The sequence below is a fragment of the Actinoplanes sp. CA-051413 genome (assembly GCF_050955795.1).
Taxonomy (GTDB): domain Bacteria; phylum Actinomycetota; class Actinomycetes; order Mycobacteriales; family Micromonosporaceae; genus Actinoplanes.
On the sequence record NZ_CP192100.1, the window covers coordinates 8,634,317 to 8,657,744 of the forward strand.

The window sequence follows — 23,428 nt, forward strand, 5'->3', positions numbered from 1 at the left end:
CGGACTGAGGAGTTCAGCCGATCCGGTGCTCGAAGATCCAGGCCTGCGGGTCGCCCTTGCGGTGCAGCATCCGCATGACCAGCGGCATCAGGGCGTCGCGCACGGCCGCGCCGACCGGACCGGCGGTCTTGGTGCTGCCACTGCGCCGCCCGTACGCGACGACTTTCTCGACCCGCTTGCGGCGCAGTTGCTCGTAGTCGGCCAGCGCCCCGGCGATGTCCGTACGGGCCCGCAGGCAGCGCCCCAGGGTGACGGCATCCTCGATCGCCATCGACGCACCCTGGCCCGAGGACGGCGAGACGGCGTGCGCGGCATCGCCGATCAGGATCGTGCGGTCGTCGCGCCACACCGGCACCCGCGGCAGGTCCCAGGTGTTCCACGGGCCCACGATCTCCTCGCTGGCCCCGATCAGCGCCGCCGCGGGCACCTCGTCCCCGGCGAACAGCTCCAGCAGCCCGGCCCGCCAGCCGGCCGGGGTGAACTCGCCCGGCTCGACCGGGCGCCGGCGCGGTGGATTGGCGAACCACCACACCGAGTCGTCGGGGGCGGTGACCCAGCCGAAGAACGCCCGCCGCCCGAAGGCCATCTGCATGACCCCGGGCTCGGTGCGCAGCTCCGCCGGGACCGGGCCGGTCGTGAGGCCGCCCGCGTTGAGCAGGCCCAGGTAGCGCGGTGCGGGCGCCGCCGGGTCCAGCGCCGAGCGGGTCCGCGAGTGCAGACCGTCAGCACCGACCAGCAGGTCACCGCCGGCCGTGGTGCCGTCGGCGAACTGGGCGGTCACCCCGCTCGGCGTACGGGTGCGGCCGGTGAGCCGTTTGCCGTACCGGATCGGGATGTCGCGCCGCTCGGCCTCGCCGCGCAGGGCCAGGTAGAGGTCGGCGCGCCGGATCGTCGTGGTCGTCGTGCCGTCCGCGTCCGGCCCGCCGAGCGGCAGCCGGGCGAGCTGCCGGCCCGCGGAGTTGCGCAGCACCATGGCCGGCGTCGTGAAGCCCGCGGCGAAGAGCCGGTCCGGGTCGAGGCCCAGCGTGCGCAGGGCGGCCAGGCCGTTCACGGCGACGGTGAGGAAGGAGCCGCGCTCGTCGGCCCCGCGGTCGTGGGCCTCGTGGATGACCGGGGCGAACCCGGCGTCGTGCAAGGCGAGGGCGGCGACGGTGCCGGCGATGCCGCCGCCCGCCACAAGAGCTGTTTTAGTCATGCAATGACTATCCATCTTATGACTATGCGAGGCAACCCCGGGAAAACCCCTAGGCTGAGGCCATGACGTCTGCCGAGCCGCGCCGGTCCACGCTGGCGATGGTGCTGCTGGCGCTGCTGCTCGAGGCGCCCATGCACCCGTACCGGATGCAGCAGATGATCAAGGAACGCGGCCAGGACCAACTGGTCAACGTGGCCCAGCGCAACAGCGTCTACCAGGCCCTGGACCGGCTCGTCCGGGACGGGCTGGCCCGGCCCGGCGGCACCGCACGCGAGGCGGGACGCCCGGAACGCACGGTCTACGAGATCACCGAGGCGGGCGCGGCCACGCTGCGCCGCTGGCTGACGGCCATGCTGCCGGCCCCGGCCCGGGAGTTCCCCGAGTTCCCCGTCGCACTGGCGTTCCTGCCGATCCTGCACCCGGCCCAGGTACGCACGCTGCTGGAGAGCCGGGTGGCCGTGCAGGCGGAGAAGCTGGCCCAGCTCGAACAGCAGGCGCCGCCCGGCCTGCCCCGGCTGTTCCTGATCGAGGACGAATACCGCGCCACGATGCTGCGCGCCGAGCTGGAGTGGCTGCGCGCACTGATCGACGACCTGGGCAGCGGGCGGCTCGACTGGAACGAGAGCCTGATCGCGGAGACGCTCACCCGCTTCGGCTAGAGATCCTTGATGAGGTCGTCCGCGGCGGCGTACGGGTCCAGCCGGCCCGCGGCCACCCGGGCGGCGAGGTCGCTCAGCGCCGTACCCTCGCGCAGCGAGCCCAGCCGGGCCCGCAGCGTGCCGAGCGCGATCGCCTCGACCTCCGCCGCGGCCCGCGCCTCCCGCCGGGCCTGGAGCCGGCCGTCGGACTCCAGCCAGGTGCGGTGCTTCTCGATCGCCGCGACCACGTCGTCCATGCCCTCGCCCTTGACCGCCACCGCCCGCACCACCTGCGGCCGCCAGTCCCCGGCAGCGCGCTCGCCCAGCGAGAGCATGCCCTGGATGTCGCGGTAGGTGGCATCCGCGCCCGGCCGGTCCGCCTTGTTGACCACGAAGACGTCGGCGATCTCCAGGATGCCGGCCTTGACCGCCTGGATCGCGTCGCCCATCCCGGGCGCCAGCAGCACCAGCGTGGTGTCGGCCAGCGAGGCGATCTCCACCTCGGCCTGCCCGACGCCGACGGTCTCCACCAGCACGACGTCGCAGCCCGCGCCCTCGAGCACGCGCACCGCCTGCGGGGTGGCCGCGGCCAGCCCGCCGAGCTGCCCGCGGCTCGACATCGAGCGGATGTAGACCCCCGGGTCGCCGGTGTGGTCCTGCATCCGGATCCGGTCGCCGAGGATGGCGCCGCCGGTGAACGGGCTGGACGGGTCCACGGCGAGCACGCCGACCCGGTGCCCGGCGGCGCGCAGGGCGCGGACCAGCTCGTTGGTGGTGGTCGACTTGCCCACGCCGGGCGAGCCGGTCAGGCCGACGACCTGGGCCCGGCCCGCGTACGGGGCCAGCGCGGCGGCCACCTCGGCCAGCTTCGGGTCGCCGTTCTCCACGAGACTGATCAGGCGGGCCACCGAGCGGGCATCACCCTCCCGGGCCCGGGCCACGAGCGTCGGCACGTCGCGGCCCGGCCGCGCGGAGATGGTCACTCCGCCATCCTCCCCCACGATCCGGCCTGCCCCACGATCAGGCAGCGGGCACCGTGAGGAGCAGCGCGTCGCCCTGGCCGCCGCCACCGCAGAGCGCGGCCGCGCCGAGCCCGCCGCCGCGCCGCTTGAGCTCCATCGCGAGGGTCAGCACCAGCCGGGCGCCGGACATGCCGATCGGGTGGCCCAGCGCGATCGCGCCGCCGTTGACGTTGACGATGTCCTCGTTGACCTTGAGCTCGCGCATCGAGTGCAGCACGACCTGGGCGAACGCCTCGTTCATCTCGATCAGGTCGAGGTCGGCGACGGTCAGCCCGGCCTTGCCGAGCGCGTGCCTGATCGCGTTCGCCGGCTGCGCCTGCAGCGAGCTGTCCGGGCCGGCCACGTTGCCGTGCGCGCCGATCTCGGCCAGCCAGGTGAGCCCCAGCTCCTCGGCCTTGGCCCGGCTCATCACCACGACCGCGGCGGCGCCGTCGGAGATCGGCGAGGCGCTGCCGGCCGTGATCGTGCCGTCCTTGGCGAACGCGGGGCGCAGGCCGCCCAGCGACTCGGCGGTCGCGTCCGGGCGGACCCCCTCGTCGGTGTCGATGAGCTTGTCGACCCCGCGCAGGCCGGCCTTGACCGGCACGATCTCCTCGGCGAAGCGTCCCTCGCGCTGGGCGGCGGCCGCGCGCTGGTGGCTCAGCGCGGCGAAAGCGTCCTGCTCAGCGCGGCTGATGCCCAGCTCGGCGCCGCTGCGTTCGGTGGACTCGCCCATCGAGATGCCGTCCCACGGATCCATCAGGCCGTCGAAGGCGGTGTGGTCGCGGACCAGGATGTCGCCGTACTTCTTGCCCTGACGCTGGCCCATCAGCAGGTGCGGCGCGTTGGTCATCGACTCCATGCCGCCGGCCACCACGATGTCGAACTCACCGGCCCGGATGAGCTGGTCGGCCAGGGCGATGGCGTCGAGGCCGGAGAGACAGACCTTGTTGACCGTCAGCGCCGGCGTGGTCATCGGGATGCCCGCGGCCACGGCGGCCTGCCGGGCGGTGATCTGCCCGGTGCCGGCCTGCAGGACCTGGCCCATGATCACGTACTGCACCTGCTCCGGGGCCACGCCGGCGCGCTCGAGGGCGGCGGCGATGGCGTACCCGCCGAGGGCGGTGGCGGGCACGTTCTTGAGGTTGCCGAGGAGGCGGCCCATCGGGGTACGGGCGCCGCTGACGATCACCGAGCTGGTCACAGGGAGCTTCGCTTTCTACAGGCCTGAACGATGGTTAAGTACAGCCTAGTACACTCTCCAGCATGGATTCTCTGCCGCCTGTCGGCCTGCTGCGAGTGGATCACGTCGGGATCGCCGTGGCCGACCTTGACGAGGCCATCGACTTTTATGATCGCGCGTTCGGGATGCGGTGCGTGCACCAGGAGACGAACGAGCAGCAGGGAGTCCGCGAGGCGATGCTGGCCGCCGGTGACGACGGCACGGGCGCCCGGATCCAGCTCCTCGCGCCGCTGCGCCCCGACTCCGCGATCGCGAAGTTCCTCGATCGCAGCGGTCCCGGCCTGCAACAGCTCGCCTACACGGTGGCCGACGTCGAGGCGGCGAGTGCCGCTTTGCGCGCCCGCGGCCTGCGGCTGCTCTACGACGAGCCGCGACGGGGGACGGCCGGCTCGCGGATCAACTTCGTGCACCCCAAGGACGCCGGGGGCGTTCTAGTGGAGTTGGTGCAACCTGCCTGATTCGTACGCCTTGTGGGTGAAACATCCTGACGGCAGGGCTGCGGACTGGCAGGATCGGGGCCATCATCCCGCGGTGGCCGGTGGCCCTGTGAGACGATCTTCTGCTTCGGGACGGCACAGCAGGTAGCGGCGCGGCAACGCTGTGCGGGCAAGCGCACCTCGGCGCCACCCGAACGGCCGACCTCGGCCTTCGGCAGGCGGGCCGAAGGTGATCACAGGGCGGAATACCCGGCCCGTACGGTCTTGCGTGGCCCCCTGGGGGGTCTGCCAGTATGTCCCAATGCCCCAGCAGCAGGATGCCAATCTCGCGTTCTTCGAGACCGCAAATTCGCAGACCGACTTCACCGTTGTCCTGCGTGGATACGACCGCGGACAGGTGGACGCCCACCTCGGCCGGCTCATCGCCGCCCTGAACCAGTCCGAGCAGGCCCGTGGCGAGGCCGAGCAGCGGATGAACGACGCGCAGCGCCGGCTGCGGCAGGCGGAGCAGCGCCTCAACGCCCTCGAGCAGAAGCTGGCCGACAGCAACAAGCTTCTCGAGGAGAACAACCGGCCGACCCTCTCCGGGCTGGGCACCCGGGTCGAGCAGATCCTGCGGCTGGCCGAGGAACAGGCCAACGACCACCGCAGCGAGGCCAAGCGGGAGTCCGAGGGCATCCTCTCCGCCGCGCGCCTCGAGGCCCGCGAGATCACCGACAAGGCGCGGGCCGAGGCCGCCGCGATGAAGGCGACGGCCGAGCGTGAGGCGGGGCAGCTCCGCACGCAGGCCGAGCGCGAGGCCGCGGAAAACCGGGTGCAGGCCCGGCGCGAGGCCGACACGCTGCGTTCCGACGCCGACCGCGAGACCAAGCAGCTGCGCACGGTCACCGCACATGAGGTCGCCGAGCTCAAGTCGACCGTCGAGCGCGAGGTCGCCTCGCTGCGGGCCACCGCCGAACGCGAGATCACCCAGCTGCGCGCCAAGGCGGCCCGGGAGGCCGAGGAGAAGCGCGCCGAGGCCACCAAGATGCTCACCGACGCCCGCGACAAGCGCGACAAGGACCTGCAGGCCCTCGCGCTGGAGACCGCCGAGCGCCGGGAGAAGAGCGAGCGCGAGGAGTCGCAGCGGCACGCCGCCCAGGTCAACGCCACCCAGAAGATGGTGGCCGAGGCCGAGGGCCGGGCCCGCGCCGCCGAGGACCGCGCCAAGGAGATCGAGCAGCGCGCCGAGAGCCGCCGGGTCGAGTCCGAGCGCACCGCCATCGAGACGGTCGAGAAGGCCCGCGCCCTCGCGGAGAAGACGGTGACCGAGGCCCGGTCCGAGTCGCAGCGGCTGCTCAGCGATGCGCGCACCGAGGCCGAGCTCACCACGCAGGCCGCCAAGCGCGAGGTCGAGGACCTCACCCGGCAGAAGGACGCCGTCACCAACCAGCTCGGTCAGATGCTCTCCGGCCTGTCCGGCCTGGTGCCGACCGTGGGTGCGGCGGCCAAGGCGGCCGAGGCCGTCAAGCAGGCCGAGGCCAAGGCGGACACCCCGGCCCAGCGGCCGGCCGAGGCCGGCGACGCCGGCAAGCCCGAGGCGGTTGCCAAGACGAGCTGAGTCGTTCACCACTCGGTCCCCGGTTGCGCCACCCTTCGGTGTGCGCCACGGTTGAGACGACCGGGTGGGCTGTGCGAAGCATCTGCGGGCCGTGCCGGAGTCCTCCGGTACGGCCCGTTTGTTTCCGCCAGTAGCCTGAGCCCTGACAAATCGCAACCAGACGCATAGTCCCGCCAGGCCGGTGTGTATCGACACGTCACGGGACGATGGGTATGTGAGGATGGAAAGCATGTCGCACGGCGGGGAAATCTTCGGTCTCGGTGGAGACGCTGCCTCGGAGCCCAGCTTCGAGACCGCCCTGCGGGGTTACGAGAAGAAGCAGGTCGAACGCTACGTGGCGCGGGCCGAGAACGAGATCTCCGCCCTGGTCAGTGAGCGCGAACAGGCCTACTCGCAGATCCAGGCGATGGCCGGGCAGATCGACCGCCTACAGCAGGAGGCCGCCCAGTCGCGGCGCCAGCCGGGCCTCGCCGACGTCTCCTTCCGGCACCTCGGGCCGAAGGTCGAGGAGATCCTGGCCAAGGCCGAGGAGGTCGCCGCCGACATCAAGAGCTCCGCCACCGACGACATCGCCGCCCGGCTGGCCGAGGCCGAGCGGATCCGCGCCGAGGCCGAGGCGCACGCCCACGACGGCATCCGCGACTTCGAGATCGCCCTGGCCGCCCGCCGGGCCGAGGAGGAGAAGGTCGACGTCGCCCGCCGCGCCGCCGCCGAGAAGGCCGTCGCGAGCAGCCGCCAGGCCGCCGAGCAGCTGCGCGCCGAGGCCGAGTCCACCCTCGCCCGGTCCCGCGCCGAGGCCCAGCAGCTCACCGAGCGCGCCGCGCAGGAAGTGCAGCGCCAGCGGGCCGAGGTCGAGGGCTACGTCAAGTCCACCCGGGTCCAGGCCGACCAGGAGATCAAGGCCCTGCGCGACAAGACCCAGCAGGACGTGACCAAGCAGCGCGCGGACGCCGACCGGGAGCGCACCGAGCTGAAGGCCGCCGCCGACCGCGAGATCGCGCAGCGCCGCCAGGAGCTGACCCAGGAGCTCACCACGATGCGCGCCGCGGTCGAAAAGCAGTGCGCCGACCTGCGCAGCGAGGCCGACAAGTACGCCGAGGAGATCCTGCGCCGCTCCGACGAGCAGGCCACCGCGATCCGCCAGGAGATCGCCGGCCAGCAGAACAAGATCGCCGCCGCCGGCCGCGACCTGGCGGCCGCGCAGGCCAAGGTCGCCGAGGCGGAGAAGAAGGCGGCCGACGCCGCCGAGCGCGCCCGGCAGGCCGAGCAGGAGACGCAGCGTGTGCAGCAGCGCCTGACCGAGGTCAAGGCGGAGCTGGAGCGCGAGCTCGTGCACGTCGAGGAGGCCAAGCGGGCCGGTGAGGCCGCCGAGCGCCGGGCCACCGAGGTCCGCCGCCAGGTGCAGCGGGAGGCCAAGCGCGTCGCCGAGCTGGCCTCGGCCGCCGTGCTCGCCGCCGCGGCATCGCCGAACCCGGACGACGACGAGGACGACGAGCCGCAGCAGTCAGCGCCCGCGCCCGCCCGGAGTCCGAGTGCCCCGGGTCCGAGTGCCCAGGGTCCGAGTGCCCAGAGCCCGGCCGCCCAGCGGCCCAGTGCCCAGAACCCGGCCGCCCAGAGCCCGGCCGGGACCGCCCAGCCCGCGACTGCCCGGCCGGCGACCGCCGCCCAGCCCGGGACCGCCCAGCCGGCGACCGCCGCCCAGCCCGGGACCGCCCAGCCGGCGACCGCCCGGCCCGCGACCGCCCAGTCCACGACCGCCCGGCCCGGGACCACTCAGCCGGCGACCGCGACGGGGCAGGCTTCAGTGACGCCCCAGGCCGCATCCCCGGCGACGCCGGCCGGCCAGCACGCCGCCCCGGAGAAGCCCGCATCGACCGAGAAGACAGCGCCGACCGACAAGGCCGCCGCACCGACTGACAAGGCCGCCGCGCCCGGCTCGCCGGCCCCGGCCAAGGTGAGCGCCTCGGCCAAGGTCACCACCCGCCCGGCCGGCAGCCGGGTCGGCGTCGACGCCGACTGACCGGCGGCGTCTTTACCCGGAGCGATACTCTGCGCGCCGGGAAGTCCGGTCGCCGCACCGGTGGTCCACCGCTGCCCGGGCCTCCCGCGTTCCTGTGTGGAGGTCCCGGTGACGGCCGATGAGCCCCGCCCGGTCGAGGACGACGCCGACGCGTCGCCGGCGCCCCCGACCGGGGCCGGGCCGGAGCCACCCGTCGACGACCCGCACCCCGACGGGGATTTCGGTCCGCCCGGTCCCCCGCTCAACCGGCGCAACCCGTTCCTGGTCGGGCTGCTGGGCGGGCTGGGCCTGCTCACGGCGTACGGGATCTTCCTCGGCCTGCGCAACGCGGCCTCGATCCTGGTGCTCATCTTCATCGCGCTGTTCCTGGCCATCGGCCTGAACCCGGCCGTCACAAGGCTGCGCAGCTGGGGTCTCCCCCGCGGCCTGGCCGTGACGGTCATCGCCCTCTCGGTGGTGCTGCTGCTCTGCGGCGGCGTCTTCGCGCTGGTGCCGCCGCTGGTCACCCAGACCGGGCAGCTCATCGAGAACGTGCCGGGCTTCATCGAGAGCCTGCAACGCAACGAGACCGTCCGGGACCTGGTCCAGCGTTACGACATCCTGTCCCGGGTGCAGAGCGCCCTGGACGCGGGCACGGTCACCAACGCGCTGGGCGGCGTGGTCGGCGGCGCGCGGCTGCTCTTCGGCACGATCTTCAACGTGCTGACCGTGCTGGTGCTGGTCATCTACTTCCTGGCGGCGTTCGACCGGATCAAGGAAGGCGGGTACGCCCTCGTCCCGCGTTCCCGGCGGCAGCGGGTGCGGCTGCTCACCGACGAGATCCTCGGCAAGGTCGGCGCGTACATGGTCGGGGCGATCGCCATCGCCGTGCTGGCCGGGCTGAGCACCTGGGTGTTCGCGATGATTGTGGGGCTGGCCTACCCGTTCGCGCTGGCGGTCGTGGTGGCCGTCTGTGACCTCATCCCGCAGATCGGGGCGACGCTCGGCGCGGTCGTCGTCAGCCTGGTCGGGCTGGCCGCCTCGCTGCCGACCGGCATCGCCTGCATCGTCTTCTTCGTGATCTATCAGCAGGTGGAGAACTACCTGATCTATCCGAACGTGATGCGCCGGTCGGTGAAGGTCAGCGACGTGGCCGCGGTGACGGCCGCCCTGCTGGGCGTGGGGCTCTTCGGGGTGATCGGCGCGCTGATCGCCATCCCGATGGTCGCCGCGATCCAGTTGATCGTCCGCGAGGTGGTCAATCCCAGCATGGAGGACAAGTAGGCAATCAGTCGGCCAGCGGCTTGGGGACGGGCACGTCGGCGAAGGCGGCCACCGTCCGGTCGGCGTACGCGTTCATGTCGCCCGACTCGATGGGCCCGTCCCAGGTCCGCGGCAGCGGCACCGGCACGTCCGGGGCGACCCGCCGCACGATCTCGTCCAGCACCTTCTCGGCGTCGCCGACCCACAGGTGCTTGGCGCCGGGCACCCCGACGACCTCGGCCTGCGGGATCGCCGCGAAGCGGGACTGGGCCTCGGCCGGCCGCAGGTAGTCGTCGAACTCGGGCACGAGTGCGGTCAAGGGCTTGCCACCGGCGGCCCAGGCGGCGAGGTGCTCCGGCTGGGAGAAACGCAGCGGCGGGGAGAGCAGGATCGCGCCCGTTATGGCCGGGTCCAGCCCGTGCATCAGGGTCAGGTCGGTGCCGAAGGACCAGCCGATCAGCCAGATGTTCGGCAGGTCGTGGAACTCCGCGTACTCGATCGCGGCGGCGACGTCGAAGCGCTCGTCGACGCCCGAGGAGAACTCGCCCTCGCTGGTGCCGCGGACGCTGGACGTGCCCCGGGTGTTGAACCGCAGCACCGCCACCCCGGCCAGCGCGGGCAACCGCCAGGCCGCCTTGCGGAAGACGTGGCTGTCCATCATCCCGCCGTGGGTGGGCAGCGGGTGCAGGCAGATCAGCGTGGCCACGGGCTCGCCGGACTCCGGCCGGGCCAGCTCGCCGACCAGGGTGAGGCCGTCGGCGGTGTGCAGGGTGATGTCCTCGCGCCGGGCGGGCAAGACGGAGTTGGCACGGATCTGATTGGTCACGACTTCATCCTCGTCCATAGCGGGGGGCGTTGCGCGAGCGCTCCACACCGGGGCTGCGCCGGTCCCGGGCCCGCCAGCAGCCGGTGTGCCAGTGCCGCCGGTCGCTCTCGTCGCCCCGCTCGTCGGCCGGCCAGGCCACGATGTGCGCGACGCCCGGGCGGATCTCCTGCATGCAGCCGGGGCAGCGGTACGTCTTGGTGGCCGCGCCGCCGAAGATCGACCGGACCAGCCACTCGCCGTCCTGGTACTGCTGGACGCCCTCGATGCCCTTGCGGGTGCGCTCGTCGCCCAGCGGGGTGGGCGCGGTGTCGCGTCGGGGGCGGTTACGGCGAGGACTCACGATAATCAAGCGTACGTGTGAGGTGCGGCACGCCGAATGCGACTTAGACTCACGTTCATGACGGCTACCCGTACTCCCGGCATGCCCGTGGTCGAGGACGGTTTCCTCGTCTCGACCAACCCTGCGACCGGCGCCGAGGCGGGCCGTGTCCCGATCTCGGACGACAAGGCGGTCGGGGCCGCCGTGGAGCGGGCCCGCACCGCCGGCTCCTGGTGGGCCGGCCTCAACTTCGACGGCCGCCGGACCCGGCTGCTGCGCTGGCGGGCCCTGCTCGCCGAGCGCATCGAGGAGCTGGCCGCGCTCACCCACGCTGAGACGGGCAAGCCGCTCGCCGACGCCATCGTCGAGGCCACCGCGGCGATCGAGCACATCGACTGGGCCGCCCGCAACGCCAAGCGCGTGCTGGGCCCCCGCCGGATGCGGACCCGGCTGCTGGTCGCCGAGCACTCCGGCCACCTGGAGTACCAGCCGTTCGGCGTGGTCGGCGTGATCGGACCGTGGAACTATCCGATCCTCACGCCGCTGGGCCCGATCAGCGGCGCGCTGGCCGCCGGGAACGCGGTCGTGCTCAAGCCCAGCGAGTACACGCCCGCGGTGGGCCAGTGGCTCGCCGACTCGTTCGCCGAGATCGTCCCCGAGGAGCCGGTGTTCCAGGTCGTGCACGGCCTCGGTGACGTCGGCGCCGCGCTGTGCCGGTCCGGGGTCGGCAAGATCGCCTTCACCGGTTCCACCGCCACCGCCAAGAAGGTCATGGCCACCTGCGCCGAGACGCTCACCCCGGTGGTGCTGGAGGCCGGCGGCAAGGACGCCCTGATCGTCGACGCCGACGCGGACGTGAACGCCGCGGCCGAGGCCGCCGTCTGGGGTTCGATGACCAACGCCGGGCAGACCTGCATCGGCATCGAGCGGGTCTACGCGGTCGCCCCGGTCTACGACGCCTTCGTCGCGGCCGTCGTCGAGAAGGCCGGCAAGCTGCGCCTCGGCGAGGAGATCGGGCCGATCACCATGCCGGGCCAGGTGGACGTCATCCGCCGGCACATCGACGACGCGCTGGCCGGTGGCGGCCGGGCGCTGCTCGGTGGCGCCGGTGCGGTGCAGCCGCCCAACGTCGCCCCGACCGTGCTGGTCGACGTGCCGGAGGACTCGGCCGCGATCCGCGAGGAGACCTTCGGTCCCACGGTGACGATCACCAAGGTGGCCGACACCGAGGAGGCGATCAGCCGGGCCAACGCGCTGCCGTACGGGCTGGGCGGGGCGGTCTTCGGCAAGGCGCACGGGATCCGGATCGCCCGGCGCCTGCACACCGGCATGGTCGCGGTGAACTCCACGCTGAGCTTCGTCGGGATGGCCACGTTGCCGTTCGGCGGGGTCGGCGACTCCGGCTTCGGGCGCATCCACGGCGAGGACGGGCTGCGCGAGTTCGGCCGGGCCAAGTCGATCACCGTACGGCGGGGACCGTCGCTCCTGCCCGCGATGACCTTCGAGCGCACTCCGGCCCAGGTCGCCCGAATCGTCAAGGCGGTCAAGCTCCTGTACGGCCGCCGCCCGTAACCCCATTTGCTAGCGTCACCCGGTGGATCATTCCGCGATCGAGGTCCGCGACCTGTCGGTGAGCTACGGCTCCACGCCCGTGCTGGTGGACGTCCAGCTCACCGTGCCGGTCGGCGCCGGTGTCTGCGTGATCGGTGAGAACGGCATCGGCAAGTCGACGCTGCTGCGCTGCGTGGCGAGCCTGCAACGCGCCGACGCGGGTGAGATCGAGATCTTCGGCGCCCCGCCCGGGTCCACACCGGAGTTCTGGCGGGCCGTGGTCACCACCGTGGAGCCGCCGACCTGGTATCCGGGCCTGACCGCGCGGGAGCACGCCGAACTGGTCTGCCGGGCGCACGGCCTGGACCCGGCGGCGGCCGGGATGGACGAGGCGCTGGACCGCTTCGGCATCGCCTCGCACGCCGACGCCATCCCGCCGTCGATGTCGTCGGGGCAGAAGCAGCGCCTCACGCTGGCGCTGGCGTTGCTGCGGCCGAGCCGGCTGCTGATCCTGGACGAGCCGGAGCAACGCCTCGACCCCGAGGGCCGGGCGCTGGTGGCGGGCCTGCTGCACGACTATCTCGCCGACGGCGGCACGGTGCTGATGGCCAGCCACGACGACGCGTTCGCGGCCGCGGCCGGCACCAGCACGGTGAGCATGGCGGACCTGCACTCCGCCGACGCCCGGTGACCGCCTCAGTGACCGCCCCGGTCAGCGTCCGGGGCCTGCGCCGCTGGGTGCGCCGCACGCAGTCCGCGCATCGGGAACGCGGCGAGACCCTGGGCAACTACTACTTCGCCGTACTGTTCGTGCTCATCGTCGGCGGCATCGTGCACAAGCAGATCGCCGCCGTGGTCTGGCCGGCCGAGCCGAACGCCTCCGAGCTGGCCGGCGACTCGCTGATGCTGGTCGTCGGCGGCGGCCTCTACCTGGCCCTGCGCCGCCTCGGCCCGCTCGCGCTGAGCCGCCCGGCCGCGTCCTGGCTGCTCACCGCCCCGGTCAGCCGACGTCGTCTGCTGCTGCCGTCGCTGTGGGTGGCGCTGATCGGCGCTGCCGCCGCGGGTGCCGTCGCCGGGCTGGCCGTGCTCGGCCACGTGGCGGCCCGTCCGGTGCCGGGAGCCGATGCGCTGCTGCCCCTGGTCGGGTCGCTGCTCGGCGGCGTGCTGCTGCTGGTCGCGCTGGCCGCGCAGGCCGACCGCTGGTGGTCGTCCTGGGCCGACCGCGCGGCGTACCTGGTGGTGGCGGGGGGCCTGGCCGGGCTGGTCGTCGACTCGGCCGTCGGGGCGCCGCGCGCGGGCCCGGGATGGCCCGCGGCGCCGGTCGTCACCGCGCTGGGCGGTGCGCTCGCGCTGGTCGTGGCCGTGCTCCTCGTGCTGGCGGTACGGCGGCTCGCCACGACCCCGAACGAGCGGATCCTGGAGGCGTCCAAGACGGCCGGCACGCTCTTCGACTCGGCGTACGGCATGGAACCGTCCTTCGTGACCGAGATGGTCGAGCGGCGCTACTGGGCCCACCGCATGCTCAAGTCCCGGCGGCTCTGGCCGCGGGTGCCCATCCTGGTCGCCCAGGACCTCCTGCTGCTGCGCCGCCGTCCCCGCCGGGTGCTGTGGGTGGCCGGTGCGGTCACGCTGCCCGCTCTGCTGACCCACCTGCCCGCCTGGATCCTCGGCGTCGCCGTGCTGGTCGGCGGCCTGATCGCCGGTGGCGTGACGGCCGGGACGATCCGCACCGACGCCGGCAACCCGGTCATGCTGCGCCTGCTGGGCCTCAGCTCGCGCCGGGCGATCGGCCAGCGGCTCTGGGTGCCCGGGGTGCTCTCCGGGCTCTGGTACGCCGCCGCGCTGAGTCTGCTGTGGGCGCTCGGCGACCTGCCGGCCGGACCGTGGTGGGCGCTGGGCCTGACGCTGGGCCCGGTCGGCGCGGCGGCGACGATGCGCAAGGCCCGGGTGGGCTTCGTCGACAACGGACTGATGCCGCTGGACACCCCGATGGGCTCGGTGTCGACCGGGCCTGTGCTCAACGCCGTCGCCGGGCTGGACGTGCTGCTGCTGGGCCTGCCCACGGTCGTGCAGATCGCCCAGGGCGGCCCGCTGAGCTGGACCGGCGTGGTCGTGCAGGCCGCGGTCGCAGTGATCGGCATGCGCGCCTACCTGAACGCGACGACCGAGAACGACCGGGTCGAGCTCAGCGGCCGTTAGAACAGAGTCAGCTCGTTGCGCTCCATGCCGCGCAGCTTGTCGTAGTCGACCACCACGCAGCGGATGCCGCGGTCGGTGGCGAGCACCCGGGCCTGCGGCTTGATCTCCTGCGCGGCGAAGACACCCTGGACCGGCGCGAGCAGCGGGTCGCGGTTCATCAGCTCGAGATAGCGGGTGAGCTGCTCCACGCCGTCGATCTCGCCGCGGCGCTTGATCTCCACGGCCACCGCGCCCCCGGCGGCGTCGCGGCAGAGCAGGTCGACCGGGCCGATCGCCGTCATGTACTCGCGGCGGACCAGGGTCCAGCCCTCACCGAAGGTCGCCGGATGGGCCGCGAGCAGCTCCTGCAGGTGCGCCTCGACGCCGTCCTTGACCAGGCCGGGATCAACGCCCAGTTCGTACGAGGTGTCCTGGAAGATCTCCTCGAGGGTGATCCGCAGCTCCTCGCCGGCCTTGTTGACGACCTTCCACACGCCCGGGGCCTCCTGCAGCTTGCAGGGCGGGCTCATCCAGTTGAGCGGCTTGTAGGCACGGTCGTCGGCGTGGATGGACACCGAGCCGTCGGCCTTGACCATCAGGAGCCGGGTCGCCAACGGCAGGTGGGCGGAGAGACGGCCGACATAGTCCACGGAGCATTTCGCAATGACCAGGCGCACCCGACGAGGGTAGCCTCCGTGCCCTGCCGGGCGAGCGCGGCGGTGCCATGCTGATGGTGTGCTCGAAGCGCTCACCGGTACCGGCCTGGCGGCATCCGCCGGGCTGAATGCGTACATCCCCCTGCTCACCATGGGTCTGCTGGCCCGCTACACCGACGCCATCAACCTGCCCAGCGGCTGGCAGTGGCTCTCCAACGGCTGGGTCGTCGCCATCCTCGCCCTGCTGCTGGCGGTCGAGGTGGTCGCCGACAAGATCCCGGTGGTGGACCACGTCAACGACATCGTGCAGACCGTGGTCCGGCCGACCGCCGGCGGGCTGGCGTTCGGCGCCGGGTCGTCGTCCGAGACGGTCACCGTGTCGGACCCGGGCGCGTTCTTCGGCTCCCACCAGTGGGTGCCGGTGGCCGCCGGCGTCGTGATCGCGCTCTGCGTGCACGGCGTGAAGGCCGCCTCCCGGCCGGTGGTGAACGCCACCACGGCCGGTGTCGGCGCGCCCGTGGCCAGCACCGCCGAGGATTTCGGCAGCGTTGTGCTGTCCCTGCTGGCGATCCTGCTGCCGGTGCTGGTCCTGCTCGGACTCGCGCTGCTGGTGCTCGGCGGCTGGTGGGTGATCAGGCGGCGCCGGCGGCGCAAGCGGGAACAGCGCCCGGTTGAGGGTGTCGGGACCGGGCGTCTGTTTGGTTGACTGCTGCGGTGGCCGCGATCGCCGTACCAGCCTTCGCTCTGACCTGGTGGCTCGGTTGCTATCTGGTGGGGCGTGATCCCACCCGCGCCGTGCTGTGGCGTGCGGCGGGGGCGCTGGTGGCGTACGCGGTCGCGGTGGCCGCCTGGACGGTGCAGCCGGGCTCCGGGCTCGCCCAGGTGCTGCTCTGCGTGCCGGCCCTGTGCTGGGCCGGGGTCGCGGTGGGGCTGCTGCCACCGAGCGCGCCCGAGCATCGGCAGGTCAACCGCGGCTGGCCGATCGCCGCGCTGGTGTTCCTGGTCCTGGCGGCCGCGCTGCCGGACGTGGGCAAGCTGGTCGCCCTGGCCCCGCTGGCCGGCGGCATCGTGCTGCTGCTGCGCTACCGCGAGCGGGTACGCCCGGCCTCGCTACCCACCGCGCTGACCGCCGCCGCGATCCTCTACAGCCTCGGGCTCATCGTGGTGCTGGGCCCGATCGAGGTGGGCCCGCCCGCACTGGTGATCGCCGCGATCGGGCTGGACCTGCTGGTGATGGGCTACCTGGTGGCGGTGGCCGACGCCGTGGAGGCGGGTGAGCGCCTCCTGCCCGACCTGCGCCGGTCCCTGCTGGCCGCGACGCTCGCCGTGCTGCTCTGCGGTGGTCCGGCGGCGCTGACCATGCTGGCCGCGCCGAGCCTCGACACAGTGGCCGTGCTGCAGTTCGTGCTGGTGGCGATGGTGCTGAGCGCGGTCGGGCTGGCCGGGGAGCTGCGCGCGGGGCTGGACCGGATCGCCTTCCTCACCGACGACCGGCTGCGGCTCACCCGCGGCCCGCTGTACCGGGCCGCCGAGGCGCTGCCCCGGCGCCGGGAGCGGCACCAGATGCTCGCCCTGGACGCCGACGAGTTCCGCCGGCTGACCCGCCGCGCGCTGGAGGACTTCGGCGATGTGGGCCGGCTGCTGCGCAACCCCCTGGTCGAGCTGCCCACGGTGGACCGCCGGCTGGCCGCGCGGGGGCCCGGGGTGGCCGATCAGCCGCTGGTCCGGGCGGCCGAGCTGCAGGCGGTGCTGAGTGAGCACGTGGCCCGGCTCAAGCCGGCCGGGGTGTTCGGCACGACCGAGGAGTGGCGGTTCTTCAACGCGCTGCACTACTGCACCGTCATGGGGCTGCGGCCGTACCAGCGGGGTCCGCAGCCGGAGGGCCTGGACCGGGACGCCCGGCGGGCCGTGGACTGGTTCCGCCGGTACGTGCCCCGGCGCTCGCTGCGCCGGTGGCAGGCCGAGGGGGCCGCCATGGTCTCCGCGCAGCTCTGGCGGGACCTGGTGAGCACTGATCCGCGCTGGTTGACCGGGGCGGGAGCGGGCGCGCGCCGGCAACCCGTGCGGTGACGGTTCGATGGCGACACGCGCCGCCTCAAGCAGACAAGCACCCCAAACTGGTTAAAATCCCCCATCTTGGAATCCGGGGGGTGCAGTGGGAAGCCACCGCAACGCACTGGTCGCCGTCGTCCGGCAGGAGCTGGCCGAAGCGCGCGGCACCGCCCGGGCCGTGCTGGCCGCCGCCGAGTCGGCCCGCAGTGAGGCGCTGCGCCGCAAACAGCTGATCCGGGACGCGTACTCCACCTGCCTGGCCCAGCTGGCCGAGGCGCGGGAGGCGGCCCGGGAGGACATCCTGCGCCGGACCCGCAGCGAGGCCGGCTCGCTGACCCGCAACGTCGAATCACTGGCCGCCCTGTACGCCTCCGGCGCGGCCGGCACAGCGTGGCGCTACTGGACGCCCACCGAGCCGGACCGGGTCACCCGCCCCGGGCTGCTGCGGATCGGCACCATCGGCTACGACCCGGGCGACGGTGAACGACGCCTGCCCGCCCTGGTGCCGCTGCTCGACCACGCCCACCTCAACCTGGCCGGCGACCGGGAGGCCGTGGACGGCGTCATCTCGGGCCTGCTGCTGCGCGCGCTCGGCACCACCCGGCCCGGCGACGTCCGGCTCACCGTCTACGACCCCGAGCAGCTCGGGGGGACGCTGGCCGCGTTCGCGCCGCTGGGCAACGCCGGCCTGCTGTCCTTCATCGGTCCCGGCGGGCTCGGCGCGGTGCTCGACGACCTGGTGGAACAGATCTGCCGGGTCAACGAGACCGTCCTGGCCGGCGAGTACGCCTCCCTGGCCGAGCTCATCGCTGCCACGACCGGCCCGCGCCCGGAACCGTGGCGGATCATCGTGCTGCTCGCGGACGCCGAGCTGAGCCCCGACCAGCGGGCCCAGCTGGACCGGATCGCCCGTACCGGGGTGGCCTGCGGCGTGCACCTGGTCGTCCGGGGCCTGGAGCTGGCGCCGCATCCCACGGTGGAACGCATCGAGGTGCACGGCGAGACCGCCACCTGCGACACCATCGGCGACCTCACCGTACGGCTCGACGCGGCGCCGCCCCCTGAGCGGATCGCCGGCTTCTGCCGGGCCACGGCCGAGAAGCTGCGCCAGGGCCCGCCACCCGCCCGCTTCGCCGACCTGGAACCGGAGAAGCTCTGGCTGGAGTCGTCCGCGCACGGCTTGAGCGCACCGATCGGGGACAGCACGGACGGCTCGCTGATCTCGGTGCCGCTCGGCGACGATCCGCCGCACGCGCTGATCGGTGGCCCGTCCGGCTCCGGCAAGACCAACCTGATCTACGCCTGGATCGGCTCGCTGGCCGCCCGGTACGGCCCCGAGGAACTCGCCTTCTACCTGCTCGATTTCAAGGAGGGCGTGTCGTTCGCCCGGTTCGCCCCGGGCCCGCGCGACCCCAGCTGGCTGCCCCAGGTGCGCCTGGCCGGCATCAACGTCAACGGCGACCGGGAGTTCGGCCTGGCCCTGCTGCGCCACCTCGGCGAGGAGCTGCGGGCCCGGGCCCAGGCGGCCAAGCGCCACGAGGCCTCGAAGCTGGCCGAGCTGCGCGCCGAGGACCCGGCCGGGCACTGGCCGCGGATCGTCGCCGTCATCGACGAGTTCCAGGTGCTGCTGGCCGGGCGCGACGCGGTCGCCGAGGAGGCCGTGACCCTGCTGGAGGACCTGGCCCGGCGTGGCCGCTCGCAGGGCATCCACCTCGTGCTGGCCAGCCAGGACGTCTCCGGCATCGAGGCGCTGTGGGGCCGCTCCGGCCTGATCGGACAGTTCACGCTGCGCATCGCGCTGCCCAAGGCCCGGCGGATCCTGGCGGACACCAACCTGGCCGCGGCCGTCATCCCCCGCTTCCACGCGGTCGTCAACGCCGACTCCGGTGCGGCCGGGGCCAACCACATCGTCCGGTTGCCCGACGCCGGCGACCGGCAGACGTGGCGCACGCTGCAGCGCAAGCTCTGGCACCGGCGGCCGGACAGCTGCGTGCCGCCCCGGCTCTTCGACGGGGACGCGGTGCCACGGTTGCCGCAGGCGTACCGGCCCACCGGGCGGGTGGTGCACTCCGGCGGCGACATCGGCTCGTCCCCGGGGGCTGTGCTGGGCGAGCGGATCGACGTGGCTGCCCGCCCCGCGCGGCTGCGGCTCGGCCGGATGCCCGGGCGCAACCTGGCTGTGCTCGGCACCCGTACCGATGAGGCCTGTGACGTGCTCGCCGCGGCCGCGCTCTCGCTGGCCGCGCAGGGGCCCGCCCGCTTCAGCGTCGTCTGCCTGGAACCCGGCGCGGAACGCCCGGCCGCCCGGCTCGTCGCCGAACTGCCCCAGGCCGACTGGTACGGCAGCGGCGACCTCGACCAGTTCTTCGACGTCCTGGCGCCGGACGGCATCCCGCACTACGTCCTCGGCTACGCCCTGGACGCCGCCGGAGCGTCCTACCGCGACCGCTGGCGGGCCCTGCTGACCGACGGGCCCGAGCAGCGCATCCACGTGCTGGGCTGGTGGCGGTCCGTGCCCCGGCTGCGCGACGACCTCGGCGGCCCCGGCGCCCGGCTGGACACCATCGGCGCGTGGGTGGCGCTCGACGTGCAGGGCCCCGAGCTCAGCCCGCTCTCACCCCAGCCCGGCGGCCCGGTCTGGTATCCGCGCGCCCGCCGGGCGCTGTTCTTCGACCGCTCGGTGCACCGCCATCCGGAAGTGATCATCCCGTACGAGGTGAACAGTGACCACACGTGACCGCGACTACCAGTTGATGATGAGCGCGCTCGCCGACGTCGCCCGGCGGCGGGACGCGGCTCTGGCGGACGCCGAGCAGGCGTACCAGACCAGTGCCGCGCAGGCCGCCGGGGAACTCGCCCGGGCCGAGGGCGACGCCATCTCGGCCGATCGCTGGGCGGGTGCCGCGGCGGCCCAGGTGCTCGACGTGGACCGGGAGGCGGCCCGGCTGTGGGAGCAGCTGCGGCGGGCGCCGGGCCTGCGGGTACGGGCGCTGGGTGAGGTGCCCGAGCCGGTGTCCATCGAGGCGCTGCCGCGTACCGCGCTGGAGAGCGGGCCGGACTCCGGTTCGACCCTGCCGGCGCCGCGGCAGTCGGCCCGGACGCTGCTCGCCCGGGCGGCCGAGCGGATCGACGTGACCGTGCGCCCGCCGCTGCGCCGGTCGCTGCCGCGCTGGTCGCTGCCGCTGCTGCCGCTGCTGGGCGCGCTGGTGGCCGGGATGTGCGGGCTGGTCGCGGCCGGGCTGGTGACCTTCGGGGGTACGGGGATCCCGGGCGGCGCCGTGCTGCGCGGGCTGGGCTGGCTGGCGTTCGTGGTCGCGCCGTCCGCGGGCGTACCGGTGGCCGCCGCACTCGCCCACCGCAAGCTGCGGGCCCGGCTCGACATCGGCGGGATCGGGTTGACGCTGATCGGCGGGATGCTCGCCGCGACTGTCCTCTCGGTGACCTTCGCGTCCTCCCGCTGACCTGCCACCGTATGGTCTCTGCCTATGGAAGAGACCACGATCGAGGTCAATGGCCTGCGCAAGCTCTACGGTGACACCGCCGCCGTGGACGGCCTCGATCTGACGGTCCGGCGCGGCGAGATCTTCGCGCTGCTCGGCCCGAACGGCGCGGGCAAGACGACCACGGTGGAGATCCTCGAGGGCTACCGCCGGCGCGACGGCGGACAGGTGAGTGTGCTCGGCGTGGACCCGGCCACGGTGCACGGCCGGGCCACCCGCACGGATCCGGCCGTCCGGCGCTGGCGGGAGCGGGTCGGCATCGTGCTGCAGGGCACCGGCGAGTTCGACGAACTGACCGTGGGCGAGGTCGTCACCCACTTCGCCCGCTTCTACCCCGCCCCGGACGACCCGGCCGCGGTGATCGACCGCGTCGGCCTGTCCACCAAGGCCCGGGCCCGCACGCACACCCTCTCCGGCGGGCAGAAGCGCCGCCTCGACGTGGCCCTGGGCATCATCGGCCGGCCCGAGCTGCTCTTCCTGGACGAGCCCACCACCGGCTTCGACCCGCAGGCCCGGCGGGAGTTCTGGGCGTTGATCCGGGATCTGGCCGGGGCCGGGACCACGATCGTGCTGACCACGCACTACCTGGAGGAGGCGGAGACCCTGGCCGACCGGGTCGGGGTCATCACGGCCGGCCGGCTCATCGCGGTGGACACGCCCCGCGAGCTCGGCAACCGGGCCTCCGCCCTGGCCACCGTCTCGTGGCGTACCCCCGAAGGGGTCTGGGAACGCGCGGAGAGTGCGACGCCGACGGCGCTGGTGGCCGACCTGGCCGCGCGCTTCGACGGCGAGGTGCCGGGCCTGACCGTGACCCGGCCGACCCTCGAGGACATCTATCTGACGATGATCGGAGCGAAGGCATGAACCTGGGCCTCAGGCAGGGTGTGCTGGAGATCCGGCAGTTCCTGCGCAGCCGCGAGCAGGTGATGTTTACGCTGGCCTTCCCGGCGATCCTCATCCTGGTCTTCGGCTCGATCTTCTCCGGCGACATCGGCAACGGCGTCAAGTTCACCCAGTACTTCGTCACCGGCATGATCGCCACCGGACTGATGACGGCCGGCTTCCAGGCGCTGGCCATCCAGATCCCGCAGGAACGCGACCGGGGCGTGCTCAAGCGGCTGCTCGGCACGCCGATGCCGCGCTGGGTCTACTTCGCCGGCAAGGTGCTGATGGTGGCGTTCATCGCGGTGCTGGAGACCGTCATCCTGCTGACCGTGGCGACGCTGCTGTTCGACCTGAACCTGCCGGACACCGGGGCCAAGTGGCTGACGTTCCTGTGGGTGTCGGCGCTGGGCATCACCGCGTGCACGCTCTGCGGGGTGGCGTTCTCGTCGCTGGCGCGGACCGGTCGCAGCGCGCCCGCCGTGGTCACCCCGGTCGCGCTGATCCTGCAGTTCATCTCCGGGGTGTTCTTCGTCTTCACCAGCCTGCCGGGCTGGATGCAGAACGTCGCGTCGATCTTCCCGCTGAAGTGGATGTGCCAGGGCCTGCGCTCGGTCTTCCTGCCGGAGTCGTTCGGCGCGCGCGAACCCGGCGGCTCCTACGACCTGCCGATGGTCGCCCTGGTGCTGGGAGTGTGGTGCCTGGTGGCCCTCGTCCTGTGTCTGACCACGTTCCGATGGACCACCAAGCGCGACGGCTAATAGGTGTAGAAACCCTTACCGGTCTTGCGACCGAGATCGCCGGCAGTGACCATTCGCTGCAGCAGTTCGGGCGGGAAGAACTTCTCGTCCGCGGTGTCGTGATAGATGTTCGACGTCGCGTTCAGCATGACGTCCAGGCCGGTCAGGTCGACGGTGGCCAGCGGACCCATGGCGTGCCCGAAGCCGAGCTTCATCACCGTGTCCAGGTCGGCCGCCGACACCACGCCGGTCTCGACCAGCTTGATCGCCTCGACCAGCAGCGCGGAGAAGAGCCGGTTGGAGACGAAGCCGGCCACGTCCCGCTTCACCTCGACGCAGGTCTTGCCGACCTCCTCGGCGAAGTTGCGCGCACTGGACATCGTCTCGTCCGAGGTCTGGTAGCCGCGGACCAGCTCGACCAGCTTCATCATCGGCACCGGCGAGAAGAAGTGGATGCCCACGACCGACTCCGGCCGCGAGGTGACCGCCGCGATCTGGGTGATCGGGATGGCCGAGGTGTTGGTGCCGAGCACCGCGCCGGGCTTGCAGATCTTGTCGAGCGCGCGGAAGACCTCGTGCTTGGCCTCCAGCTTCTCGAAGATCGCCTCGACCACCACGTCCGCGTCGGCCATCGCGTCGAGCTCGGTCGTGGTGGTGATCCGGGCGACCGCCGCCTCGGCGTCCTCCGCCGAGATCTTGCCCTTGGTCGCGAAACGGCCCAGGGACTCCCGGATCGCCGCCACGCCCCGGGCCAGCGAGGCCTCGTCCAGGTCCCGCAGGGTGACCTGCCAACCGGCCTGGGCCGCCACCTGGGCGATGCCCGAACCCATCAGACCGGAGCCGATGACCGCGAGTCGACCCGCCATGTGTGCTCTCCTTCTCCACGTTGAGGTAACGCCGACAGCCTAGCCGCCGTGCTTAACGAACGCTCAGGGCCTCGATCGGGGCAAATCCCGGGAAATCCCCCGTCGCCGGTGCCAGACTGTGCCCATGCCACCAAGCGACGGCTGGTACCTCCTCGGGCCGTTCATCGCCGTCGCCCTCGTCGGTTTCCTCGGCGCGATCTTCTGGCGGATGGGACTGCAGTGGACGCAGGCCCGCGAGGACCCGCTCCGCGAGCTGTACGCGGGCCTGGCCATCTTCGGCGAGGCCGAGGACTACGGGCTGCTCTGCCCGGCCGCGGCGACCGACGACCCGGACATCGCCGAGGAGATCCGCACCCTGCTGGCGGCCGCGGGCATCCGCTCGACCTCGGCGGTACGCCCGGACGGCCGGCTGCTGGTGCTGGTCTTCCCGGAAGAAGTGGACGAAGCCCGCCGGCTCGTCGGCGGCTCCCCGGCGCTCTGAG

22 protein-coding genes are annotated in these 23,428 nt (G+C 73.0%); 15 read left to right on the top strand and 7 right to left on the bottom strand.

The genetic code is table 11. The features are described from left to right. Nucleotides 1-13: 13 nt before the first annotated feature. Nucleotides 14-1,195, bottom strand: a complete 1,182-nt coding sequence (locus tag ACQP2Y_RS40665; RefSeq protein ID WP_433721662.1) for an FAD-dependent oxidoreductase — start codon at nt 1,193-1,195, stop codon at nt 14-16. Nucleotides 1,196-1,257: 62 nt separating this feature from the next. Here ACQP2Y_RS40665 and ACQP2Y_RS40670 point away from each other — a divergent pair, with 62 nt between their 5' ends. Beyond that, nucleotides 1,258-1,854, top strand: coding sequence for a PadR family transcriptional regulator (locus ACQP2Y_RS40670; RefSeq protein ID WP_433721663.1), 597 nt, complete (start codon nt 1,258-1,260; stop codon nt 1,852-1,854). Here ACQP2Y_RS40670 and meaB read toward each other — a convergent pair. Both meaB and ACQP2Y_RS40680 read right to left on the bottom strand, forming a co-directional pair. Then, on the bottom strand, nt 1,851-2,816 hold the full coding sequence (gene meaB / locus ACQP2Y_RS40675) for a methylmalonyl Co-A mutase-associated GTPase MeaB (RefSeq protein ID WP_433721665.1): 966 nt from the start codon (nt 2,814-2,816) through the stop codon (nt 1,851-1,853). The two genes, ACQP2Y_RS40670 and meaB, sit on opposite strands and share 4 nt — an antisense overlap. A gap of 37 nt (nt 2,817-2,853) precedes the next feature. Next, the gene (locus ACQP2Y_RS40680) at nt 2,854-3,999 is read right to left on the bottom strand and encodes an acetyl-CoA C-acetyltransferase (RefSeq protein WP_433732264.1); all 1,146 of its coding nucleotides are present in this window, start codon (nt 3,997-3,999) and stop codon (nt 2,854-2,856) included. Between the two features lie 101 nt (nt 4,000-4,100). Here ACQP2Y_RS40680 and mce point away from each other — a divergent pair, with 101 nt between their 5' ends. The 4 genes from mce (at nt 4,101) to ACQP2Y_RS40700 (ending at nt 9,397) form a co-directional block, all read left to right on the top strand. Beyond that, complete coding sequence (mce, locus tag ACQP2Y_RS40685; protein WP_360550221.1) at nt 4,101-4,535, top strand: methylmalonyl-CoA epimerase; 435 nt, start codon at nt 4,101-4,103, stop codon at nt 4,533-4,535. 280 nt (nt 4,536-4,815) lie between these two features. Further along, a complete protein-coding gene (locus tag ACQP2Y_RS40690; protein ID WP_433721667.1) occupies nt 4,816-6,114 on the top strand; it encodes a DivIVA domain-containing protein in 1,299 nt (432 codons plus the stop codon). Between the two features lie 229 nt (nt 6,115-6,343). After that, the gene (locus ACQP2Y_RS40695; protein WP_433721669.1) at nt 6,344-8,134 is read left to right on the top strand and encodes a Laminin subunit beta-1; all 1,791 of its coding nucleotides are present in this window, start codon (nt 6,344-6,346) and stop codon (nt 8,132-8,134) included. 108 nt (nt 8,135-8,242) lie between these two features. After that, nucleotides 8,243-9,397 (top strand): AI-2E family transporter, encoded by a 1,155-nt coding sequence (locus ACQP2Y_RS40700; protein ID WP_433721671.1) that lies wholly within the window; start codon nt 8,243-8,245, stop codon nt 9,395-9,397. A 4-nt stretch (nt 9,398-9,401) separates the two neighbouring features. On the opposite strand, the gene ACQP2Y_RS40705 is transcribed toward ACQP2Y_RS40700, so the two are convergent. Together ACQP2Y_RS40705 and ACQP2Y_RS40710 are read right to left on the bottom strand one after the other, a co-directional pair. Beyond that, the gene (locus ACQP2Y_RS40705) at nt 9,402-10,202 is read right to left on the bottom strand and encodes an alpha/beta hydrolase (RefSeq protein WP_433721672.1); all 801 of its coding nucleotides are present in this window, start codon (nt 10,200-10,202) and stop codon (nt 9,402-9,404) included. Nucleotides 10,203-10,206: 4 nt separating this feature from the next. Next, nucleotides 10,207-10,542 (bottom strand): hypothetical protein, encoded by a 336-nt coding sequence (locus ACQP2Y_RS40710; protein WP_360828856.1) that lies wholly within the window; start codon nt 10,540-10,542, stop codon nt 10,207-10,209. A 57-nt stretch (nt 10,543-10,599) separates the two neighbouring features. On the opposite strand from ACQP2Y_RS40710, the gene ACQP2Y_RS40715 reads away from it, so the two are divergent. The 3 genes from ACQP2Y_RS40715 to ACQP2Y_RS40725 are packed head-to-tail and all read left to right on the top strand — an operon-like array spanning nt 10,600 to nt 14,271. Further along, on the top strand, nt 10,600-12,093 hold the full coding sequence (locus ACQP2Y_RS40715; RefSeq protein WP_433721674.1) for an aldehyde dehydrogenase family protein: 1,494 nt from the start codon (nt 10,600-10,602) through the stop codon (nt 12,091-12,093). Nucleotides 12,094-12,115: 22 nt separating this feature from the next. Further along, complete coding sequence (locus tag ACQP2Y_RS40720; protein ID WP_433721676.1) at nt 12,116-12,763, top strand: ABC transporter ATP-binding protein; 648 nt, start codon at nt 12,116-12,118, stop codon at nt 12,761-12,763. Continuing rightward, nucleotides 12,760-14,271 (top strand): DUF6297 family protein, encoded by a 1,512-nt coding sequence (locus tag ACQP2Y_RS40725; protein ID WP_433721677.1) that lies wholly within the window; start codon nt 12,760-12,762, stop codon nt 14,269-14,271. The genes ACQP2Y_RS40720 and ACQP2Y_RS40725 overlap by 4 nt, the downstream gene beginning before the upstream one ends. Here ACQP2Y_RS40725 and nucS read toward each other — a convergent pair. After that, on the bottom strand, nt 14,268-14,927 hold the full coding sequence (gene nucS, locus ACQP2Y_RS40730) for an endonuclease NucS (RefSeq protein ID WP_360550238.1): 660 nt from the start codon (nt 14,925-14,927) through the stop codon (nt 14,268-14,270). The two genes, ACQP2Y_RS40725 and nucS, sit on opposite strands and share 4 nt — an antisense overlap. A gap of 58 nt (nt 14,928-14,985) precedes the next feature. On the opposite strand from nucS, the gene ACQP2Y_RS40735 reads away from it, so the two are divergent. From ACQP2Y_RS40735 to ACQP2Y_RS40760, 6 genes are all read left to right on the top strand, one after another. Next, the gene (locus tag ACQP2Y_RS40735; RefSeq protein WP_433721679.1) at nt 14,986-15,612 is read left to right on the top strand and encodes a DUF4126 domain-containing protein; all 627 of its coding nucleotides are present in this window, start codon (nt 14,986-14,988) and stop codon (nt 15,610-15,612) included. Nucleotides 15,613-15,620: 8 nt separating this feature from the next. Then, nucleotides 15,621-16,976: a hypothetical protein gene (locus ACQP2Y_RS40740; protein ID WP_433721680.1), complete on the top strand. Its 1,356-nt coding sequence runs from the start codon at nt 15,621-15,623 to the stop codon at nt 16,974-16,976. Between the two features lie 85 nt (nt 16,977-17,061). Continuing rightward, entirely contained in the window at nt 17,062-19,695 is a 2,634-nt protein-coding gene (locus ACQP2Y_RS40745; RefSeq protein WP_433721681.1) for an FtsK/SpoIIIE domain-containing protein, read from the top strand. Continuing rightward, complete coding sequence (locus ACQP2Y_RS40750; RefSeq protein WP_433721682.1) at nt 19,682-20,419, top strand: hypothetical protein; 738 nt, start codon at nt 19,682-19,684, stop codon at nt 20,417-20,419. Before ACQP2Y_RS40745 ends, ACQP2Y_RS40750 begins: the two co-directional genes overlap by 14 nt. Before the next feature lie 24 nt (nt 20,420-20,443). Then, on the top strand, nt 20,444-21,322 hold the full coding sequence (locus tag ACQP2Y_RS40755) for an ABC transporter ATP-binding protein (RefSeq protein WP_433721683.1): 879 nt from the start codon (nt 20,444-20,446) through the stop codon (nt 21,320-21,322). Then, nucleotides 21,319-22,101, top strand: a complete 783-nt coding sequence (locus ACQP2Y_RS40760; RefSeq protein ID WP_433721684.1) for an ABC transporter permease — start codon at nt 21,319-21,321, stop codon at nt 22,099-22,101. The genes ACQP2Y_RS40755 and ACQP2Y_RS40760 overlap by 4 nt, the downstream gene beginning before the upstream one ends. Here ACQP2Y_RS40760 and ACQP2Y_RS40765 read toward each other — a convergent pair. After that, nucleotides 22,098-22,946 carry a 3-hydroxyacyl-CoA dehydrogenase family protein gene (locus tag ACQP2Y_RS40765; RefSeq protein ID WP_433721686.1) on the bottom strand — a complete coding sequence of 283 codons (849 nt, stop codon included), beginning with the start codon at nt 22,944-22,946 and terminating at the stop codon, nt 22,098-22,100. The genes ACQP2Y_RS40760 and ACQP2Y_RS40765 overlap by 4 nt on opposite strands. Before the next feature lie 124 nt (nt 22,947-23,070). On the opposite strand from ACQP2Y_RS40765, the gene ACQP2Y_RS40770 reads away from it, so the two are divergent. Continuing rightward, the gene (locus ACQP2Y_RS40770; protein ID WP_360550254.1) at nt 23,071-23,427 is read left to right on the top strand and encodes a hypothetical protein; all 357 of its coding nucleotides are present in this window, start codon (nt 23,071-23,073) and stop codon (nt 23,425-23,427) included. Nucleotide 23,428: the final 1 nt, after the last annotated feature.